The sequence below is a fragment of the Streptomyces sp. DI166 genome (assembly GCF_900091315.1).
In the GTDB taxonomy this organism is placed as follows: domain Bacteria; phylum Actinomycetota; class Actinomycetes; order Streptomycetales; family Streptomycetaceae; genus Streptomyces; species Streptomyces fuscus.
Map to the genome: position 1 here is coordinate 25859 of NZ_FLSP01000009.1, position 14768 is coordinate 40626.

The following is a 14768-nucleotide window of genomic DNA, read 5'->3' on the forward strand; positions in this document are numbered from 1 at the left end:
CGGGATCAGGACAGCAGCCGCTCGGCCCCCAGCCCCTCGCCCTCGTTCGGGATCTTCAGGCTCGCGCGGTCGGACGGGGTGAGACCGAAGCGGGCACCGTAGGCGCGGACCTGCGCATCGGCCGTATCCAGCGCCAGCAGCCACGCGTTCTTGCCCATCCGCACCCCGGTCTGGTCGCCGTTCTTGTTGAACACCGGATGCTCCACCACCGCGCCCTCCTCCTCGACGTGGCGGGCAGCGTCCCGCCGGCGGGCCACCGCGTCGCACCACGCCGCGAACGCCTCCACGTCCCAGGACGTGAGCACCCGCTTGGCCTCCAGGTCGGGGGCGTACTCCTCCCAGACGTCGAGGGCCTCGGCGCCGAGCCACTCGGGCGGGACGACCTCGCCGGCGGACGGGGCCGGCTCGTCGGTGTTGATCCGGTCCTTGCGGTCACCGTGCAGCACCCGCAGCTGCGTCGGCTTCGGCGCCGGTCCACGCTTCCCCATGATCACCTCCGTGGTCACGCAGTGTTAGGTCAACTGCCCCCGGTACGGCGGATCCGGAAACCTGTCAGCACGAGCCCCGGCTCCCCCCCGCGTTCCGCGGGTCCCCACCCCCAGAAATTTCCAGCCCCCTCCCCCGGCCGGCAGTCACGCTGCGTCAGTACGGAGGGGTGTCGGGTTCGCGGGGGGTGGCTGCCCAGCCGGCGGGCTGGTGCCGGCCGGTGGCCCGGGCGTGGCAGCTGGCGCACAGGCCGCGGCCGTAGTTCGGGTGGTGCTCGTCCAGGCCACGCTTGCGGAGCTCGCGCTTGGACAGCGGGTAGTGGTCGGCGTGTTCGCTGCGGGCGCCGCACGGGCTGCCGTGCTTGTGTCCCTCGTCGGTGCATACGCAGGCCGGGTCGCGGGCGAGGACGGCTGCACGGAAGCGGTCGCGGTGCTCTGCGTCGTAGCCCTGGGCTTGGGCTGAGGGGCGGTCACGTCGTGAGCGGGCCAGGCACTCGGCGCACTTGGCGGATCCCTTGACGGGGGTGCCGGGGCAGCTGCCTGTGGTGCAGGGCCGTGGGGCGCGGGAGGGCATGGCGGGCTCACCTCCTGCGGGGGAGCGTCGCCCAGGTGTTCAGGTCACCCGGGCGACGCTCTTTCTTCCACCCGGCCCTGGGTGGTCTTGCGCCGATCAGGGGGTTCGGATGGCGGTGGCCCCGATACGCTCAGGACCTCCCCCACGTGTACCCGCGGTGCTGGCCCCACACAGGCCGCGTTGACACCGGCCCTGGTGAAGTGAGGTTCCTGATGGCGAAGTTCGACGTACGGCCAGACATCGACGCGGCTGCCGAGCAGCTGCAGAGCACGCTGGGTTCGAAGCGGGAGATCCAGCGTCTGCCTGAAGTGCTGTGGGAGGGCGAGACGGTTCAGATGCTCGCGACTGGCGTGTATGGGAAGGGCAACGGGCTGGTCGCTATGACGAACAAGCGGCTGATCTTCCTGAAGCACGGTGTGATGTCGCAGCAGCTGGAGGACTTCCCGTACGGGCGGATCAGCTCGGTGCAGTGGTCGGGCGGCATGCTCATGGGGACGCTGACGGTGTTCGCGTCGGGCAACAAGGCTGAGATCAAGCAGATGCCGAAGGACGCGGGCAAGGCGCTCGCTGACGCGCTGCGGGCGCGGCTCGCGGACCTGGAATCGGGCGGTGCGCCGGCCGCCCCGGCTGCGGTCCCTGCCGCGGCGGGTGCTCAGAGTGTCGAGGCGCGGCTGCAGACGCTGGATCAGCTGCGTGCGTCGGGGGCGATCACGGATGAGGAGTACCGGGACCGGCGGGGGAAGATCCTGGACAGCCTGTAGGCCGTGGCCCGCTGCCCGGGCGCTGTTCCGTACGGCGCTCTGGGCGTGTGCCGTACGGCCCGGGCAGCGGGGGCTAGTGAGTGCTGATGCCGACGAGGCGTAGTGCGCGGGCGCGGGTGGCTCTTTCGGCGAGGGCGATGCCGGTGCGGGTGTAGAGGGCGCGGCCGGTCTCGTCGATGCCTGCGGCGTGGAGGTGTCCGCGGTGGGCCCAGGAGCGGATGGTTGTGGCGGTGACGGCTGCGGCGCCGGCGGAGACGATGCGGCGCCAGGTGGTGGCGAGTTCGGCGGCTTCGGGGGCGGTGTAGAGCTCCTCGGTCACGGCCGGTCACCTCCCGGGGTGTGCTGCGGCCCCCGGACCAAGGGGTCCGGGGGCCGCAGCTTCTGTGAGGTCGGGGTGACAGGGGCCGCTCTTCAGGCTTGCGGCAGCCTTGCCGGTTCATGGGCCCTTGGGCCGGTCCGGCTCCCCATCCCTTGGCGTCACCCCTTAGTGGGAGTCAGGGGGTGGGCACACGTGTGCCGTTGGCATGAGTGTTGCGCTAAGTGAGGGATCTTGTCCAGCAGGAGCGCCGTGGTGGCTGTGCGGCTGTTCATCCGGCGGGGGCCGTGTGCGCCTCAAGGACGTGTTTGGTGTGGTCGTCGTACTCGGTGCGGGTGAGGTGGTGGCCGCAGGCGTGGCAGGTGATGTCCTCACCGGCGGTGACGAGGCGGAAGGTGCCGCAGGCGGGGCAGGGGGCGTCCATGTGGTGCTCGCGGGGGGTGGTGTGGGTGAGGTCGTGGATGCGGGCGGTGAGGTCGCCGAGCTGGCGGTGGAGTTCGCCGATCCAGGGGTGGGTGAGGGCGTAGGGGAGGTAGGCGGTGAGCCAGGTGCACCAGCCGGTGATGGTGGCGCCGTGGCGGGGCAGGGCCTGGCGGCAGGGTGCGGTGTGCTGGGTGCCGTGGGGGTCGCGGTGGACGGCGGGGTAGGTGTAGGCGATGTATCCGGCCCAGGCGTCGAGGAGGGCGCGGATGGGGATGGTGCCGTCGTCGTCGGGGCCGTGAGGGTCGGCGTGGCCGGGTCCGAGGAGGGCCAGGGCGCGGAGGTCGGCGGGGGCGGGGCTGTGGGCTCGGCCGGTGCCTCCGATGCGGCCGGCGGCGGGCCTGGCTGCGGGGGTGAGGAACTCCTCCAGGAGTTCGGCCTGGTGGGGGAGTTCGGCGAGCCAGGCGCGGAGCTCGGCTGTGTGGCGTGGGCAGGCGTGCAGGCCGGGGTCGGTGCTGCGGCGGCAGACGGCGCAGGCGTTCACGGCTTCTGCCCCTTCCAGATCTTGTCATCGAGGCCCCGCGCGAGCCGATACCGGCCTCTGTGACTCTCGGTCCTAACCGACCGGCTCGACCCAACGGATCGGCAGCTGGTCTGTGGCGCTGCACCGCAATACGGACACTCGACTTTGCGTGTGATCTCTTCCTCGGCCATGAGCCGCTCGTGTCGTTCCTTCTCCAACTCTGCGCGGCTCGCCCAAATTTCGTACTTCTGCTGTCGGACTTCCTTGTAGACGCGGAGCGCCTCCGCGATCGCGGGGACCGGCTCGGCGCCATCGGTCAATGCCCGCAGCAGGGTCAGATAGCTGGCTGCCTTCGCCGATCGTTCGAATCCGTTCGGGCCAATGGAGTATGCCGCCTGTGTGAGGACCTCTTCGAGGTGTGCAAGGTCCCGGGAGAACTGAAGCATGTTGATCGGCATCGGCTCGGCGCTCATCGCTGCACCTCCTGCAGCTGGCTGAAGATGCTGCCGATGTCGTGGGGGGTGAGCTGGGGGTATTCGCCGAGGACGTAGCGCAGGCGTACGTCGATCTGCGCGGCGACGGCGGCCTGGGTCCAGTGTCCGGCCATGGCGCGGGCTTCGTCGGGGCTGAGTTCGCCCTTCATGGAGCCGCGGGCGACGTGGACGTAGGGCAGTCCGGTCTTCGCGCCGGCGACGGCTTCGATGCGCAGTGCGGTCTTGCCTGTGGGGGCGGGGCGTTCGGCGCGGATGGCGCGGACCATGTGGCCGATCGTGGTCATGTCGAGCTTGAGACGGGTGCGGAAGACGCGGATGAGGGCGATGTCGGACTCGGCGTGGGCGGCGGCCGCCATGAGGTCGCGGGCGGTGTTCAGGACGGTGTCGGGCTCCAGGAGCGCGTGGACGGGTCCCCATTGGAGGAGGCAGGCTGCGCGGCCGTCGGCGGGGTTGGTGGCGGAGCGGATCCAGACGGTGTCGGTCACGGGGTGGGGCCTTCCTGGGGGTTGCGGCCGCAGGTGTGTTCGGTGCCGTTGGTGCGGAAGCCGGCTTCGCAGCAGTCGCGGCGCTGGGTGTGGAGTTCTTCGAGGTCGCGGGCCGCTGTCTGGGTGTGGGCGTCGATCTCGGCGCGGAATTGCTGCAGGGCGTCCTCGCCTTCGTGGCGGAGGATCTGGGCCTGTACGGAGCCGAGGAGTTCGGCGAGGACGCAGCGGGGCATCAGGGCGTCGAGGCGGCGGGTGTGGCCGCGCTGCGAGCGGTTGTAGCCGAAGAGGACGAGCAGGGCGGCGGCCTGCCCGTGTGCGCAGACCGCGGTGTCGGTGATCTGTGTGCCGGAGTTCTGCACGATGAACTCGTCGTCAGGCTTGATGATCTTGAAGGTGGACATGGGGCGGGTCTCCCGTCGGTGGGCGGAGGTCACTTGTACTGGCGGGTAGGGGTGGGTGTCTCGCGTGCGCGTGCGTGCGCGTGCGTGCGCCTGCGTTCCGCGCGCGCGTTCGCAGGCGCGCGCGGGGCTCTCGGCTGGTGTCAGTCGCGGCAGTTGGGGCAGCGTTGGCCGTACGTGCAGGTGCACCGGGGTTCGCTGTTCGTGCCGGTGGGGTGTTCGGCGGCGAGAGCGGCCCAGAACGCGCGGACGTCCGCGGGGTCTTCGAGGTCGGTGTTCCAGTCGTCGTCGGTCCATTGGCCGGTCACGGGGCACTCCGGTGGGTGTGGTGGGGGCAGGTGGGGTCGTGGTGGAAGCCGCATGAGGTCCACCAGGTTTCGCAGCAGGCGTTGTTGAGGGCGGTGGTCACGGTGTCCTCGACTTCGGTGTCGAAGGCGGTCCGGGTGCGGGTGTGGCGTGTGCGGGCGGCGCGGCGGGCGCGGCGGTCGGTGTGGGTGTCGAGGGCGTGGCAGACGGTGTTGTAGGCGGTCGCGGCGAGGATGACGACGGCCAGGAGCGCGCCGAGGAGGACGGCGGCGGTGAGGGTGCTGAGGGTGTGGTCGAGGGTCATCGGCGGTTCCGTATGCGGTGCAGGAGGTGGTGGGCGGTCAAAGCGAGGGCTGCGGCGAGGTACAGGGCGGGCAGGAGGAGGCCGAGGAGGCGGGGGGCGTTCATCGCTGCCACCTGACGGGCCGTACGCCGTGGCGGCTGCGGGGGCCGGAGCGGCGGGGCTGGCGGGGCGCGGGGACGGGGCAGGTGGCGTGGTGGGGCATGTGCAGCTGCTCGTCGTGCTCGGGGGTGGGGCGTTCCTTGGTGAGCTGGCGGGTGAGCCAGCGGCCGGTGCCGTCCTGGCGCACGGCCTGGTTGCCCTCGGGGTTGCGGGCGCGGTCGACGGCCTGGGTGTTCTGGTTGGCGTTGACGCACCAGATGACCGGCTGGAGGCATCTGGCGCAGGTTCCGGGCCCGTTGGGGGCGGCCGGGCGTGGGGTGGGGTAGGGCATGGCGGGTTCTCCTTTCAGGTGCCGGTGGGCTGGCAGGCGGCGCAGAGGCCGTACGGGGAGGGCGTGTGTGCGGGGGCGCGGCACTGGTTGCACTCGTGCCAGGCGCTGGTGTGCGGTGGCCGGGCGGCGCGCAGGCGGGCGGCGGTGAGTTCGGCGCAGGCTTTGCAGGGGGTGCCGGTGTGGCGCTGGTAGCCGCGGTAGCAGTCGGCGGTGTTGCAGGGGCCGGGGCGTGCGGGCAGGGCGGCGCCGAGGATCCACCGGCCGGGGTCGTGGATGGTGTGGGTCTGGGCGCGCATCCGGGTGAGCTGGTCGCGGATGTCCTCGGCGAAGACGCCCGTGTCGAGCTGGCGGCCGACCTCGCGGGCGATGCGCCGGACGGTGAACGGCGTGCAGGCGGGCAGGAGATCCCTGACGGGGTCCAGGACGGCCCAGACGCGCGGGCTGAGCGTCAGGGGCGGCCCGGCGTACGCGGGGCGCGCTGCGGGGCGCACACGGCCGCGGAGCGCTGCAGGCACCCGAGGGGTGTTACCGCAGGTATCCACAGGGGCGGGCCCGTAACTACCGTCATCTCGCCTACGGCGGAAGGAACCACGCTCGGGCGTGCTTCTCCCGTCAGTCAGTTGAGTGTCTTCCTTGATCGCGAGGGATCCGCCACTGGTGTCCGGACCCGATCCGCCATTGGTGTCCGGACTCGGCGCCGGGGATGTGCCGTGGCCGGGGCAGCCGTTGACGGTGATCACGTGGCGTCCCTGGTATCCGGCGCGGCGCCCGAGGGTGATCCAGCCGAGGGCGTCCAGCGCGTCGAGGAGACGCCGTACGGTGCGCTCGCTGACGCCCAGGAGCGCGGCGAGCTCGGAGGCGGTGGCGGGGATGTGCATGGCGTCGGCGTAGGCCAGGGCGCAGTACAGGACGAACTGGGTCGGGCGCAGTGCCTTGCAGGCGCAGACGTCGACGTAGGCGAAGTGCTCGGCCTTGCCGAGGGGGCGGACGCGGCGCTCGGCGGTGGTGCCGCGGCCGCCGGGGTCGGTGTGGCGGATGACGTCGGTCTCGGGCACGCCGTCGGGGCCGGGCGCGGCGAGCTCGGCGAGGTAGCGCTCGGCGGTGCGCTTGGAGTCGCCGAGCATCGCGGCCAGCGTGGCCACGCCCGCACGGCAGCGCTGCCGGCGCATGTCGAGCGCGGCGAGCTGGGCGCGGTAGCGGACGGCGCCGGGCGAGTAGTGGCCGCTGCCCCACACCCGTTTGGGCAGGGCGATCTTCTGGGCGTGCCACAGGGGAACCGTTCCTGCCGGGCCAGCACCTCCGGCCCCGCCACTGTGGCGGGGCTCGGGGGCGGGCGCGGGCAGGAACGGCATGTCAGACCAGCGCGGCCAGGCGGATGACGTGGTCGTCGTCGACGACCAGGGCGCCGTGGGCGTGGAGTTCGTGCAGCAGCGCGTCCAGGCCCTCGGGCGCGCGGGCGAGGACCTCGTCGGCCGCGCAGACCGCGACCAGGTCGGCCAGCGGGACGAGGGACACCAGGTCGGCCGTGCCGGGGGTGGCCAGGGGCAGCAGCCCGCGGCGGATGAGCCGCTCCAGGGTGAGCGCGGCCATGGGCACCGAGTACTCGTACAAGGGGGCCAGGCGCCGCACCGTGCCGTAGACGTCGGCGAGTTCGCCGTCCAGGCCCTCCTGCGCCCCCTCGGGAACGCTGTTGGACGGGGTGAGGGTGATCCAGCTCTCGTAGCCGCTGTACGGCGGCCGCATCAGCCACAGCGCCGATCCCTCGGGCCCCGCCGCACCGCCGGGAGGCTGGACGGTGCGGGCGGCACGCGCGGCCTCCTGGCGGGCGCGCTTCCTGGTGCGTGCCGAACGGTTCTTCGGCGTGCGGGACTTGCTCACGGCGGGGACTCCTCATCGATGGCGTCGGGGACGGTGTAGGTGGCGCCGCACGGGCCGCGGCGGATGCCGGGCCCGGTGTGGCGGTGGTTCTGGCCGCAGCCGCCGGGGCCGGTGCAGCGGACCGTGTACTCGGTGCGGCCCGACGTCGTGATCGGATCGCACGGCACAGCGGCCGGGCCGCCCCAGCGCGGCGGATCGGCGGGGAGCAGCGGTAACTGCTCGGGGCAGGTGCTCATGACGCACCGCCGCTATGGGGAGGCTCGCTGCGCACCGTGGCGCCGGCGGGGACGGTCAGGTGGATGGGACGCCGTCCCCGGCCCGGGCCCCAGCTGCGCCGGGCCGGGCGGGCAATGAGCCGGGACACGTGCAGGGCCTCGAACGCCCGCGTCAGCTGAGGCTGGGTCAGGCCCGCTTCCTCGCGCAGACGGTCCGGCGGCGGGCACAGGCCCTGGGGGATGCGGCCCGAGGAGTCCGCGCGGGCCGCGAGCGCGAACGCCAGGGCCTTGGCCGGGGCGTCCAGGCCGCAGGCCAGCACGGCCCGCTCCCAGGCGGCGGGGGTGTACGGGACGGGCGGGACCGGGGCCGCCGGGGCCGGGGCCGGGGCGCGGCGGCGTGCCAGGTCTGCGGGTGTCGGGATCGGCCGTTCAGCCATGAGGGTTGTCCTCTCTCGGGCCCGGGCAGCGCCGGGCGTGGACGAAGTGGGCGGCGGCGACGAAGCGGGCCACCTCGGCCGCCTCACCGGAGCACTCCAGGAAGCAGCCGTGCGGGCAGGTCAGCCGGGCGTACGGGCGCCGTATCCAGCCGTAGGGGGGCCGGTAGTCGGCAACCGCCCACAGCCCATGCAGGCCTGCGGGCGGCCACGCCTTGGCGGCCACCGCTACCCGCCCGCGGCCGGGGCGGGGGCCGGGCTGGGCCACGGCCGCACAGCCGGAGGCGGCCCGCTGCAGGACGCGGCCAGAGCGAGCGCGGCCACCAGCACAAGCGCCGCCACCAGCACGGCCCCGGCACGGACCGCCACCGGCCGCCTCCCGCACATCAGCCCGCCTCCGCGGGCCCGGCGGGCCCGGCGCGGTGGGGCAGCGGCGCAAGCCGCATCGAGTGCACGGTGAACGGCACCCCGGGCGCCACATCGCCGCGGGCCCGGGCCAGGCGGTAGGCGTGCGCCATCGCGATAACCGCCTGGTAGACCAGCGCCTGCGGGGACTTCCCCGTCTGCGCCAGCAGCGCCAGGTCGCGGCGCAGACCGGCGCACCGGCTCACCTCGATACCCGCATGCGGATCGGGTACCTGCGCCACCGGCGCACCCTGCGGCGCAGGCGGCTCAACGACCGGCGCAGTGTCCGGCGCGCTGTCCGGCGCAGTGTCCGGCAGGTCACCCCCTGCGGCCTGCGGCGCAGGCGGCTCAGGCGGATCAATGACCGGCGCACTGCCCGGCGCACTGTCCGGCGTGTTGTCCGGCGTGTTGTCCTGGGCGGTTGCGTCGAGGTCGCGGCGCACCGTGTCCTTGCTGACATTGAGCCGCTTGGCGATGGCACGCCGGCTCAGGCCCTCCCCGGCAAGCTGGCGCACCAGCGTGCGCCGGTCCGCCCGCGTCACCGCGCCACCCCCTCGGCAGGGCGGATCATCGCCGCGAGGCCCGTGGTGATGCGGCGCACCTGGTCCTGGCTGACCGGGCCGCGCAGCTCGACAACGAGCCGGGGCACGTCCACCAGCAGGCCCTTCGGCCCCTCGGGTGAGGGCGCCTCGTCGAGCGCGGCTACGATCCGCTCGGCCAGCCGCTCGACGCTGCCCGTCCAGGTGTCACACGCGTGCCGGTCACCCTGCCTGTAGCGGTGTTCGACAGTCACCACCGTGTCCGTCTCCACCGCGTACGGGACGGTGCCCACAACAGCCCCGATGACCGCTTCCAGCCGTGCATCGCGAGCCTTCGCAGGGAAAGGCTGCTTCAACATCTGCTCGGCGGCGTAGCGGGTGATCCCGAGTTCCTTCGCAATACGGCGCGCGCCGTAGCCGAGCTCGGCCTTCAGCCGGTGCGCCTCGGCGTGCAGGTCGGCGGCGTTCATGCGCCACTCCCGATGTGGACGGGGCGGCCGTCGCGGACGATGGTCAGCCGGTGCGGCCCGGCCTCCATCCACAGCTCGGTGAGCGGCTCGGGGTCGTCGTCGACGGCGAAGCAGCCGACCATGCCGTCGAGGAACTCGGTGTCCTCGGGCAGGGTGTGGGCGAGCAGCTGCATGGACAGGAACCCGCCGGATCCGGCGGAGACGAGGTACGTCTCGCCGAACGCGGCCATCTCACCGGCCTGCTCGTAGTGGACGTGGACCATGTCACCGGGCCGGGCCGGATACCAGGAGGCCTTCGTGAGCGCGGTGTAGCCGGAGTTGAGGGCCTCGACCTCGCCGACGATGTCCCGGGCGCGCTTGGCGTCCTCGGCGCGGGCGAGCGGGCTCCGGTCGTCGTCAAGGGGGAGTTGCGCGGCGATCTTCAGCGCGAGCATGTCGACCTGCATGGCCCACGGTTTGACGTCCTGCGCGGCAGGGTCCTCGATGTGGGCCAGCGCGCGCCCGTAGATCAGGTCAGCGGCGGTCACGTTCTCGACGGGCTGCTTGAGGACACGGGTGATGGCCTTCAACGCCTCGGTACGGCGCATGTGATGCTCCTTCAGGGCTGGTGCCGGGCGGGCGGGACGGTTGTCAGGGCACGTCCCGCCCGCCCGGAGTACTGGGGATGGGTCAGGCGCCCGGGCGGGCGGTGGCCAGGGGGAGTTCGAGGCCGGTGTGGTGCAGCCAGGGCACGGCGAGGGCGTCGAGCGGCGTGCCGGGGGTGATGCGGCCGAGGGTGCGGCCGCACTGGCAGACGCCGACCAGGTCGCCGCCGCGGTGCTGGATGCCCAGGGCGTGCCCGGAGGCCTCCGCGTCAGCGGTGTGCGCGGCCGCGCTCGCGTCGCTCACCGTCAGGGCGGTGTCGATGGCCGCGGCGAGCTGCGGCACGGTGGCCGTCCACTCCACGCCGGTGGATGCCGGGGCGAGGCCCTGGACCAGGCGGCCGCGCAGCTCGTGCCCGAGCAGGGGCCGGTCCAGGTCCGGGCGCCGCAGCACGGCGGCGATGGTCTCCGCGCGGCTCACCGCACACCCCCCTGACCGCCATGGCGGGGGATGCGGGTGTGCCGGAGATCGGCGTGCCACCACGGCGAGGAGCGGGGCAGCGGCGGCGGGGTGGCCCGTACGGGCTGCCCGATCCGCGGTGCGGGCCGCCGTTCGGCGGCCGCGTCCGCCGCGACCGCGAGCAGCAGCACCAGGGCGACCAGGACGCCGAGCCCGCAGCAGCACAACAGCCACATCACTGGCTCACCCCCGCCGAGGCGTGCTCCGGGGTGATCCACCCCGCGGCCGTGCACAGCTGGACGGCGTGTTCCATGTCCCGCGCGCCCAGGCGCCGCAGGGCGCGCTGCCGGTGCGAGCGGACCGTCTCCCACGACAGCGACAGTCGGCGCGCGGTCGCGTGCACGGACTCCCCCGCGGCCGCCGCGGCCACCGCGTTCAGCTGGGCCGGGGGCAGCGGGCAGCCCTTGAGCCGTTCCGCCGCGCGGGCCGCGGCCGCCACCTTCTCCGACAGCGGCCTGCGCCCGGCCTCCGCCCGGGCCCGGCCGAGCTCCTCCAGGAGCAGCAGCCGGATCCGGTCCAGGCGCTGCGCCTCGCGCAGCAGGTGCTCCTCGGCCGGGGTGCGGGGCGCCCACGCCTGCCCGGGCCGGGCGGAGCGGGGCAGGACCAGGCCCGCCTGTGCCAGTTTCTTGCCGTTCAGCCCGGTCACCGGATCGCCTCCCGGTCGTCCCAGTCGGCCAGGGCCGCCTCCACAGCGGGCGCGTGCTCCCACCGGTGCGGCCCGTCCGGCGGCATCCATGCGCCGTCCAGGCCGTCAGTGGCAAGGTGCAGCGCCGCATCCGCGACGACGTCGGGGGCGGCGAGGTCGTCCAGGGCCAGGACCCGGACGTCACCGCCGGCGCGGGCAGTCCAGCCGGTCAGGTCCGACCACAGCAGGTCCAGCCCGCCCGGGTCGTCCACGTCCGGATGACCCGTCAGCCACGACACCGTCAGGAACAACTCCCCGCCATCGCCGAGCTGCTCGGTACGTACTCCGGCCTCCACCACGTCGGGTGCGATCCCGGACGCGGCCAGCCCGGCGTGCACGGCGTCCCCGTACGGCAGGTGCGGCAGAGCCGGAATCCGGGTGGCATCGCCCGCCGGCAACCGGCCGTTGCCGCGGGTGCACTTCCCGGTGTCCTGGCCGAGGCCGCCCGCCTCACGCACGCTGTCCTCGCGGGCGCTCACCGGCCCTCACCCCGCTCGGCGTTCACGGCCGCGGCAAGCGCGACCAGCCGGATCCGCAGGGCCACCGCCGACTGGATCATGTCCTCCTGGTCGTGGACGCTGGCGGTCGCGGTCGTCTCCAGTACCCGAGCGGCCTCGCGCAGCTCGGCGTCCACGTCCCCGTGGCACGGGCCGCCGTTGTAGGCGCCCAGGAGGCTCATGTCCACCGGCGCCGTGTGCGTACTCACCGGCCCTCACCCCGCTCGGCCTGCTCGGCCTGCTCGGCGGTGAGCTTGGTGCGGAGGTAGTCGACGTTCCAGCCGAGACTGTCCGGGTTCTCCTTGAGGGCCTCGCTGACGAGGACGCGGACCAGGCCCGCGCGGCGGAGGAGACGCTGGTCGTAGTCATCAAGGTCGTAGGGCAGGGTGAGCGCGTCGACGACGGTGGCCAGGAGTGCGCGCAGGTCGCGGGCCTCGCTGGCAGGGGTGGGCTTGCGGTTCACGGGCGCTCACCCCGTTCCTCGGCGAGGAACGCGGCCACGGCGGGGAACTGGGCATCCACGGAGCGGCGCACGGCCTCGTCCTCGCTGTCGGGCTGGCAGGGGACGAGGTTGGAGTGCGCGGGCTTGCCGCAGCCGCACGGGATGCCGGTCGGCCCATACGCCAGCGGGTCCCCGTACGGGTGCTGCTCCGGTGCCTGCTGGCGGGGGTCGAGGGCGGCGGCCCGGTCGGCGGCGGCGAGTTCGGCGCCTGCGGCGGTCATCGCGGCCTGCGCGCACAGCGGGCTGCACCACCAGCGCGGCCCGGTCTCGGTGCCGGCGACGCCGACGAGGATCCAGCCGGACACCGTCGGGTCGGACGCGTCGAGGTCCTCGTCCGGCATCCCGCAGCCGGGCGTCGTGCACGCCTCCGCGGTGTGCACGGTCGACAGCAGCAGCTCCCCGAAGCGCAGGCGCTCGTCGTCGGTGAGGACCAGGACGGCGCGGCCGCCCCGCGCGGTGGTACCGCCGACGAGGGTGGTCTCGCCGGGGCCGTCACCGGCCGGTCCGGTCACCTGCCCGCTCCAGCGGACGGTCAGCGGCAGCGCGCGGGGCGCACGGCCGTCGACGGCGGCCAGGACCTCGCCCACCTTCAACAGGTCCTCGGGATGCCGGTCGTCACACAGGCGGCCCACAGCGCGGCAGCGTTGGTGGAACCACTCCAGGGCCTCACGGTCCTGCCGCGCGCCGGCGAGCTCCGCCGCGCACTCCGCCAGCGCCTGCTCGCGGGCGGCGTCCGCGATGGCCTGCGCACGTTCCGGGTCGAACAGGATGCCCCGGTCGTACTCGGCCCGGGCGAGGTCCAGGGGGGCCGTGCTGCCCTGCTCCATCGCAGCCCGCAGGACACCGGCCGCGCCCGTCACCACAGCGGGCTGGCGGTCCGGCGACGAGCCGGCCGGCACGGGAACCACCGCGGCGTAGGAAGCGACGGCGTCCCGCAGCGGACGCGGGTCGTGCAGGCCCTCCGGGGGCCACGGCTGGTCAGGTGTCTGAGATGATGCGGTCACGGTGACCTCGATTTCTCTGATGGTTGAGGTGGCCGAGGGGTCGTGCTCCGGGGGCCAGCCGGGCGCGGCCCCGTCTTGTTGGATCAGGCGGCCGCCGTCTGCGCGGCAGCGTCCTCGGCGGCCAGGGCCGCGGCGGCGGGAGCGAGGATCGGCCGCAGCACGTCGATCAGCTCGGGCGGGATACCCACCGTGCTGATGGCGCGCTGGGCCTGGGCGCGGGCGTCCGCGATCTCAGCCGGGCTGAGAATCCGGTGCCTCTCCTCCCGCGTCACGCCGCGCTCCCGACGGTGTCGTCGACGAGCTCGTTGTCGCCGACGTCCAGGGCGGCCTTGAGGGCCTTGTAGACGACGGCCGACGGCTGCGTCTTGCCCTGTTCGATCTTGTAGATGTTCCACGGTGTTCGATTCACGGCGTCCGCTACGGCCTTGACCGACAGGCCTCGGTCCTCACGGACGCGCCGGAGCTTGTCCCCGGAGATCTTCCGACTGAGCATGTATCCAATCTAGTCCATGCTTGGCCAACTTCAACACCTACCAGCGAGTAGGTTGGGTATTCATGGGGTTTCTTGGATTACCGACGGGGAGGCTGCGGGTGGCTCACACCAGCCACTCGCCAATGACGTGCAGCTTTGGAACAAGTTGGAATGCGGAGGTAACCTCGGCTTATGACGGTTGACGCAGGCGCGCTCACACGCTTGGGCGAGTACGTGGAACGGCGCATCGCCGAGCTGGGGCTTGAGTACGCAGCCGTCTGCCGGGCGGGCGGCTTCTCCGACGAAACCCTCAGCAAAATCCGGAAGGGCGCGATCAAGGCGCGCCCTTCTACATATCGCAAGCTGGAACGGGCCTTGGCCTGGGAGCAGGGATCAGTCGATGCGATCCTCAGGGGCGGCGAGCCTACTGCCCTCACGGACCCATTCGCGATCGCCGAGAACGCCGCCGATCTGTACGCCGAACACCACGCGCCTGCCAGGGAGGCCGAGGAGCCCCAAGTCGAGCACCCGCTCGATCGGAGCGAGGCTCTGCGTCGCGTCTGGCGCTCCTCGGCTCGCGAGTTCGGCGTCACCGCCAGCGACCTCGACGCGGTCTTCCAGGCCGTCCGGCATGACCTGAACGAGGCAGGACCGCCGCGCACCGATCTGTCGGATCTGGTGCGTGTGGGTCGGGCGGAGGCGGGGCTGAGCCTGGAGGCGGTGGCGGCCGCGACGGCTGGCCCCGACGGTGAGCGCCTGGTTGAGGCCGACTGGCTGGACCGTCTGGAGCGGGCAGCGCTGGACCCGTCGGAGCACCCGGAGTACCCGCAGTTGGACGCACTGGTGGCCGTGCTGCACCTGGACCCCGCCCAGGTGCAGGAAGCGGCGGGCGTCCAGTTCGCGGACGTCCATACGGTGTGGAGCGAGGACGGCCAAGTCCGGGGCTTGGTGGAGGGTGAGCTAAGCCCCGAGGACGCCGCCAAGATGCAGAACCTCATGCACCTCTACCGCAAGACACCCCGCCCGCCGCGTGGCTGAAAATTTTCGGAATCCTCAACTCCGCGAAACAT

At 73.1% G+C, this 14768-nt stretch carries 29 protein-coding genes; 2 read left to right on the forward strand and 27 right to left on the reverse strand.

Annotation, left to right across the window (positions count from 1 at the left end):
• Positions 1-5: 5 nt before the first annotated feature.
• Entirely contained in the window at positions 6-488 is a 483-nt protein-coding gene (locus GA0115233_RS06725) for a phage terminase small subunit P27 family (RefSeq protein WP_093719269.1), read from the reverse strand.
• A gap of 154 nt (positions 489-642) precedes the next feature.
• Positions 643-1059: a hypothetical protein gene (locus GA0115233_RS06730; protein WP_093719163.1), complete on the reverse strand. Its 417-nt coding sequence runs from the start codon at positions 1057-1059 to the stop codon at positions 643-645.
• Positions 1060-1271: 212 nt separating this feature from the next.
• On the opposite strand from GA0115233_RS06730, the gene GA0115233_RS06735 reads away from it, so the two are divergent.
• Complete coding sequence (locus tag GA0115233_RS06735; protein WP_218063410.1) at positions 1272-1820, forward strand: PH domain-containing protein; 549 nt, start codon at positions 1272-1274, stop codon at positions 1818-1820.
• Between the two features lie 73 nt (positions 1821-1893).
• Here GA0115233_RS06735 and GA0115233_RS06740 read toward each other — a convergent pair whose 3' ends face one another.
• From GA0115233_RS06740 to GA0115233_RS06855, 25 genes are all read right to left on the reverse strand, one after another.
• Positions 1894-2139 carry a MerR family transcriptional regulator gene (locus GA0115233_RS06740; RefSeq protein ID WP_093719164.1) on the reverse strand — a complete coding sequence of 82 codons (246 nt, stop codon included), beginning with the start codon at positions 2137-2139 and terminating at the stop codon, positions 1894-1896.
• Positions 2140-2407: 268 nt separating this feature from the next.
• Positions 2408-3100, reverse strand: coding sequence for a hypothetical protein (locus GA0115233_RS40905; RefSeq protein WP_093719165.1), 693 nt, complete (start codon positions 3098-3100; stop codon positions 2408-2410).
• On the reverse strand, positions 3097-3552 hold the full coding sequence (locus GA0115233_RS06750; RefSeq protein WP_093719166.1) for a zinc finger domain-containing protein: 456 nt from the start codon (positions 3550-3552) through the stop codon (positions 3097-3099). The genes GA0115233_RS40905 and GA0115233_RS06750 overlap by 4 nt, the downstream gene beginning before the upstream one ends.
• Entirely contained in the window at positions 3549-4058 is a 510-nt protein-coding gene (locus tag GA0115233_RS06755; RefSeq protein WP_093719167.1) for a hypothetical protein, read from the reverse strand. Before GA0115233_RS06755 ends, GA0115233_RS06750 begins: the two co-directional genes overlap by 4 nt.
• Positions 4055-4459: a hypothetical protein gene (locus GA0115233_RS06760; protein WP_093719168.1), complete on the reverse strand. Its 405-nt coding sequence runs from the start codon at positions 4457-4459 to the stop codon at positions 4055-4057. The genes GA0115233_RS06755 and GA0115233_RS06760 overlap by 4 nt, the downstream gene beginning before the upstream one ends.
• A gap of 140 nt (positions 4460-4599) precedes the next feature.
• Positions 4600-4764: a hypothetical protein gene (locus GA0115233_RS40910; RefSeq protein WP_176711660.1), complete on the reverse strand. Its 165-nt coding sequence runs from the start codon at positions 4762-4764 to the stop codon at positions 4600-4602.
• On the reverse strand, positions 4761-5066 hold the full coding sequence (locus tag GA0115233_RS06765) for a hypothetical protein (RefSeq protein ID WP_093719169.1): 306 nt from the start codon (positions 5064-5066) through the stop codon (positions 4761-4763). Before GA0115233_RS06765 ends, GA0115233_RS40910 begins: the two co-directional genes overlap by 4 nt.
• Positions 5067-5166: 100 nt before the next feature.
• Positions 5167-5496, reverse strand: coding sequence for a hypothetical protein (locus tag GA0115233_RS06770; protein ID WP_093719170.1), 330 nt, complete (start codon positions 5494-5496; stop codon positions 5167-5169).
• A gap of 14 nt (positions 5497-5510) precedes the next feature.
• Positions 5511-6848, reverse strand: a complete 1338-nt coding sequence (locus tag GA0115233_RS06775) for an HTH domain-containing protein (RefSeq protein WP_093719171.1) — start codon at positions 6846-6848, stop codon at positions 5511-5513.
• A 1-nt stretch (position 6849) separates the two neighbouring features.
• Complete coding sequence (locus GA0115233_RS06780) at positions 6850-7374, reverse strand: hypothetical protein (protein WP_093719172.1); 525 nt, start codon at positions 7372-7374, stop codon at positions 6850-6852.
• Entirely contained in the window at positions 7371-7610 is a 240-nt protein-coding gene (locus GA0115233_RS06785) for a hypothetical protein (protein ID WP_093719173.1), read from the reverse strand. The genes GA0115233_RS06780 and GA0115233_RS06785 overlap by 4 nt, the downstream gene beginning before the upstream one ends.
• Entirely contained in the window at positions 7607-8026 is a 420-nt protein-coding gene (locus GA0115233_RS06790; RefSeq protein WP_093719174.1) for a hypothetical protein, read from the reverse strand. The genes GA0115233_RS06785 and GA0115233_RS06790 overlap by 4 nt, the downstream gene beginning before the upstream one ends.
• The gene (locus tag GA0115233_RS06795) at positions 8019-8291 is read right to left on the reverse strand and encodes a hypothetical protein (RefSeq protein WP_141689487.1); all 273 of its coding nucleotides are present in this window, start codon (positions 8289-8291) and stop codon (positions 8019-8021) included. Before GA0115233_RS06795 ends, GA0115233_RS06790 begins: the two co-directional genes overlap by 8 nt.
• Positions 8292-8409: 118 nt before the next feature.
• Positions 8410-8970, reverse strand: coding sequence for an HTH domain-containing protein (locus GA0115233_RS06800; RefSeq protein WP_093719176.1), 561 nt, complete (start codon positions 8968-8970; stop codon positions 8410-8412).
• On the reverse strand, positions 8967-9437 hold the full coding sequence (locus GA0115233_RS06805; RefSeq protein WP_093719177.1) for a hypothetical protein: 471 nt from the start codon (positions 9435-9437) through the stop codon (positions 8967-8969). Before GA0115233_RS06805 ends, GA0115233_RS06800 begins: the two co-directional genes overlap by 4 nt.
• Entirely contained in the window at positions 9434-10024 is a 591-nt protein-coding gene (locus GA0115233_RS06810; protein ID WP_093719178.1) for a hypothetical protein, read from the reverse strand. Before GA0115233_RS06810 ends, GA0115233_RS06805 begins: the two co-directional genes overlap by 4 nt.
• An 82-nt stretch (positions 10025-10106) precedes the next feature.
• Positions 10107-10499 carry a hypothetical protein gene (locus GA0115233_RS06815; protein WP_093719179.1) on the reverse strand — a complete coding sequence of 131 codons (393 nt, stop codon included), beginning with the start codon at positions 10497-10499 and terminating at the stop codon, positions 10107-10109.
• Positions 10496-10717 (reverse strand): hypothetical protein, encoded by a 222-nt coding sequence (locus tag GA0115233_RS06820; protein WP_141689488.1) that lies wholly within the window; start codon positions 10715-10717, stop codon positions 10496-10498. The genes GA0115233_RS06815 and GA0115233_RS06820 overlap by 4 nt, the downstream gene beginning before the upstream one ends.
• Positions 10714-11184 carry a LuxR C-terminal-related transcriptional regulator gene (locus GA0115233_RS06825; RefSeq protein WP_141689489.1) on the reverse strand — a complete coding sequence of 157 codons (471 nt, stop codon included), beginning with the start codon at positions 11182-11184 and terminating at the stop codon, positions 10714-10716. Before GA0115233_RS06825 ends, GA0115233_RS06820 begins: the two co-directional genes overlap by 4 nt.
• A complete protein-coding gene (locus tag GA0115233_RS06830; protein WP_093719182.1) occupies positions 11181-11702 on the reverse strand; it encodes a hypothetical protein in 522 nt (173 codons plus the stop codon). The genes GA0115233_RS06825 and GA0115233_RS06830 overlap by 4 nt, the downstream gene beginning before the upstream one ends.
• The gene (locus GA0115233_RS06835) at positions 11699-11929 is read right to left on the reverse strand and encodes a hypothetical protein (protein ID WP_093719183.1); all 231 of its coding nucleotides are present in this window, start codon (positions 11927-11929) and stop codon (positions 11699-11701) included. The genes GA0115233_RS06830 and GA0115233_RS06835 overlap by 4 nt, the downstream gene beginning before the upstream one ends.
• The gene (locus tag GA0115233_RS06840; protein ID WP_093719184.1) at positions 11926-12183 is read right to left on the reverse strand and encodes a hypothetical protein; all 258 of its coding nucleotides are present in this window, start codon (positions 12181-12183) and stop codon (positions 11926-11928) included. The genes GA0115233_RS06835 and GA0115233_RS06840 overlap by 4 nt, the downstream gene beginning before the upstream one ends.
• Positions 12180-13226: a hypothetical protein gene (locus tag GA0115233_RS06845; protein WP_141689490.1), complete on the reverse strand. Its 1047-nt coding sequence runs from the start codon at positions 13224-13226 to the stop codon at positions 12180-12182. Before GA0115233_RS06845 ends, GA0115233_RS06840 begins: the two co-directional genes overlap by 4 nt.
• Before the next feature lie 83 nt (positions 13227-13309).
• Positions 13310-13498 (reverse strand): hypothetical protein, encoded by a 189-nt coding sequence (locus tag GA0115233_RS06850; RefSeq protein ID WP_093719186.1) that lies wholly within the window; start codon positions 13496-13498, stop codon positions 13310-13312.
• Entirely contained in the window at positions 13495-13719 is a 225-nt protein-coding gene (locus GA0115233_RS06855; RefSeq protein ID WP_093719187.1) for a helix-turn-helix domain-containing protein, read from the reverse strand. The genes GA0115233_RS06850 and GA0115233_RS06855 overlap by 4 nt, the downstream gene beginning before the upstream one ends.
• Positions 13720-13890: 171 nt before the next feature.
• Between GA0115233_RS06855 and GA0115233_RS06860 the strand changes: the two genes are divergently transcribed.
• On the forward strand, positions 13891-14736 hold the full coding sequence (locus GA0115233_RS06860) for a helix-turn-helix domain-containing protein (RefSeq protein WP_093719188.1): 846 nt from the start codon (positions 13891-13893) through the stop codon (positions 14734-14736).
• The last annotated feature ends 32 nt before the right edge of the window (positions 14737-14768 follow it).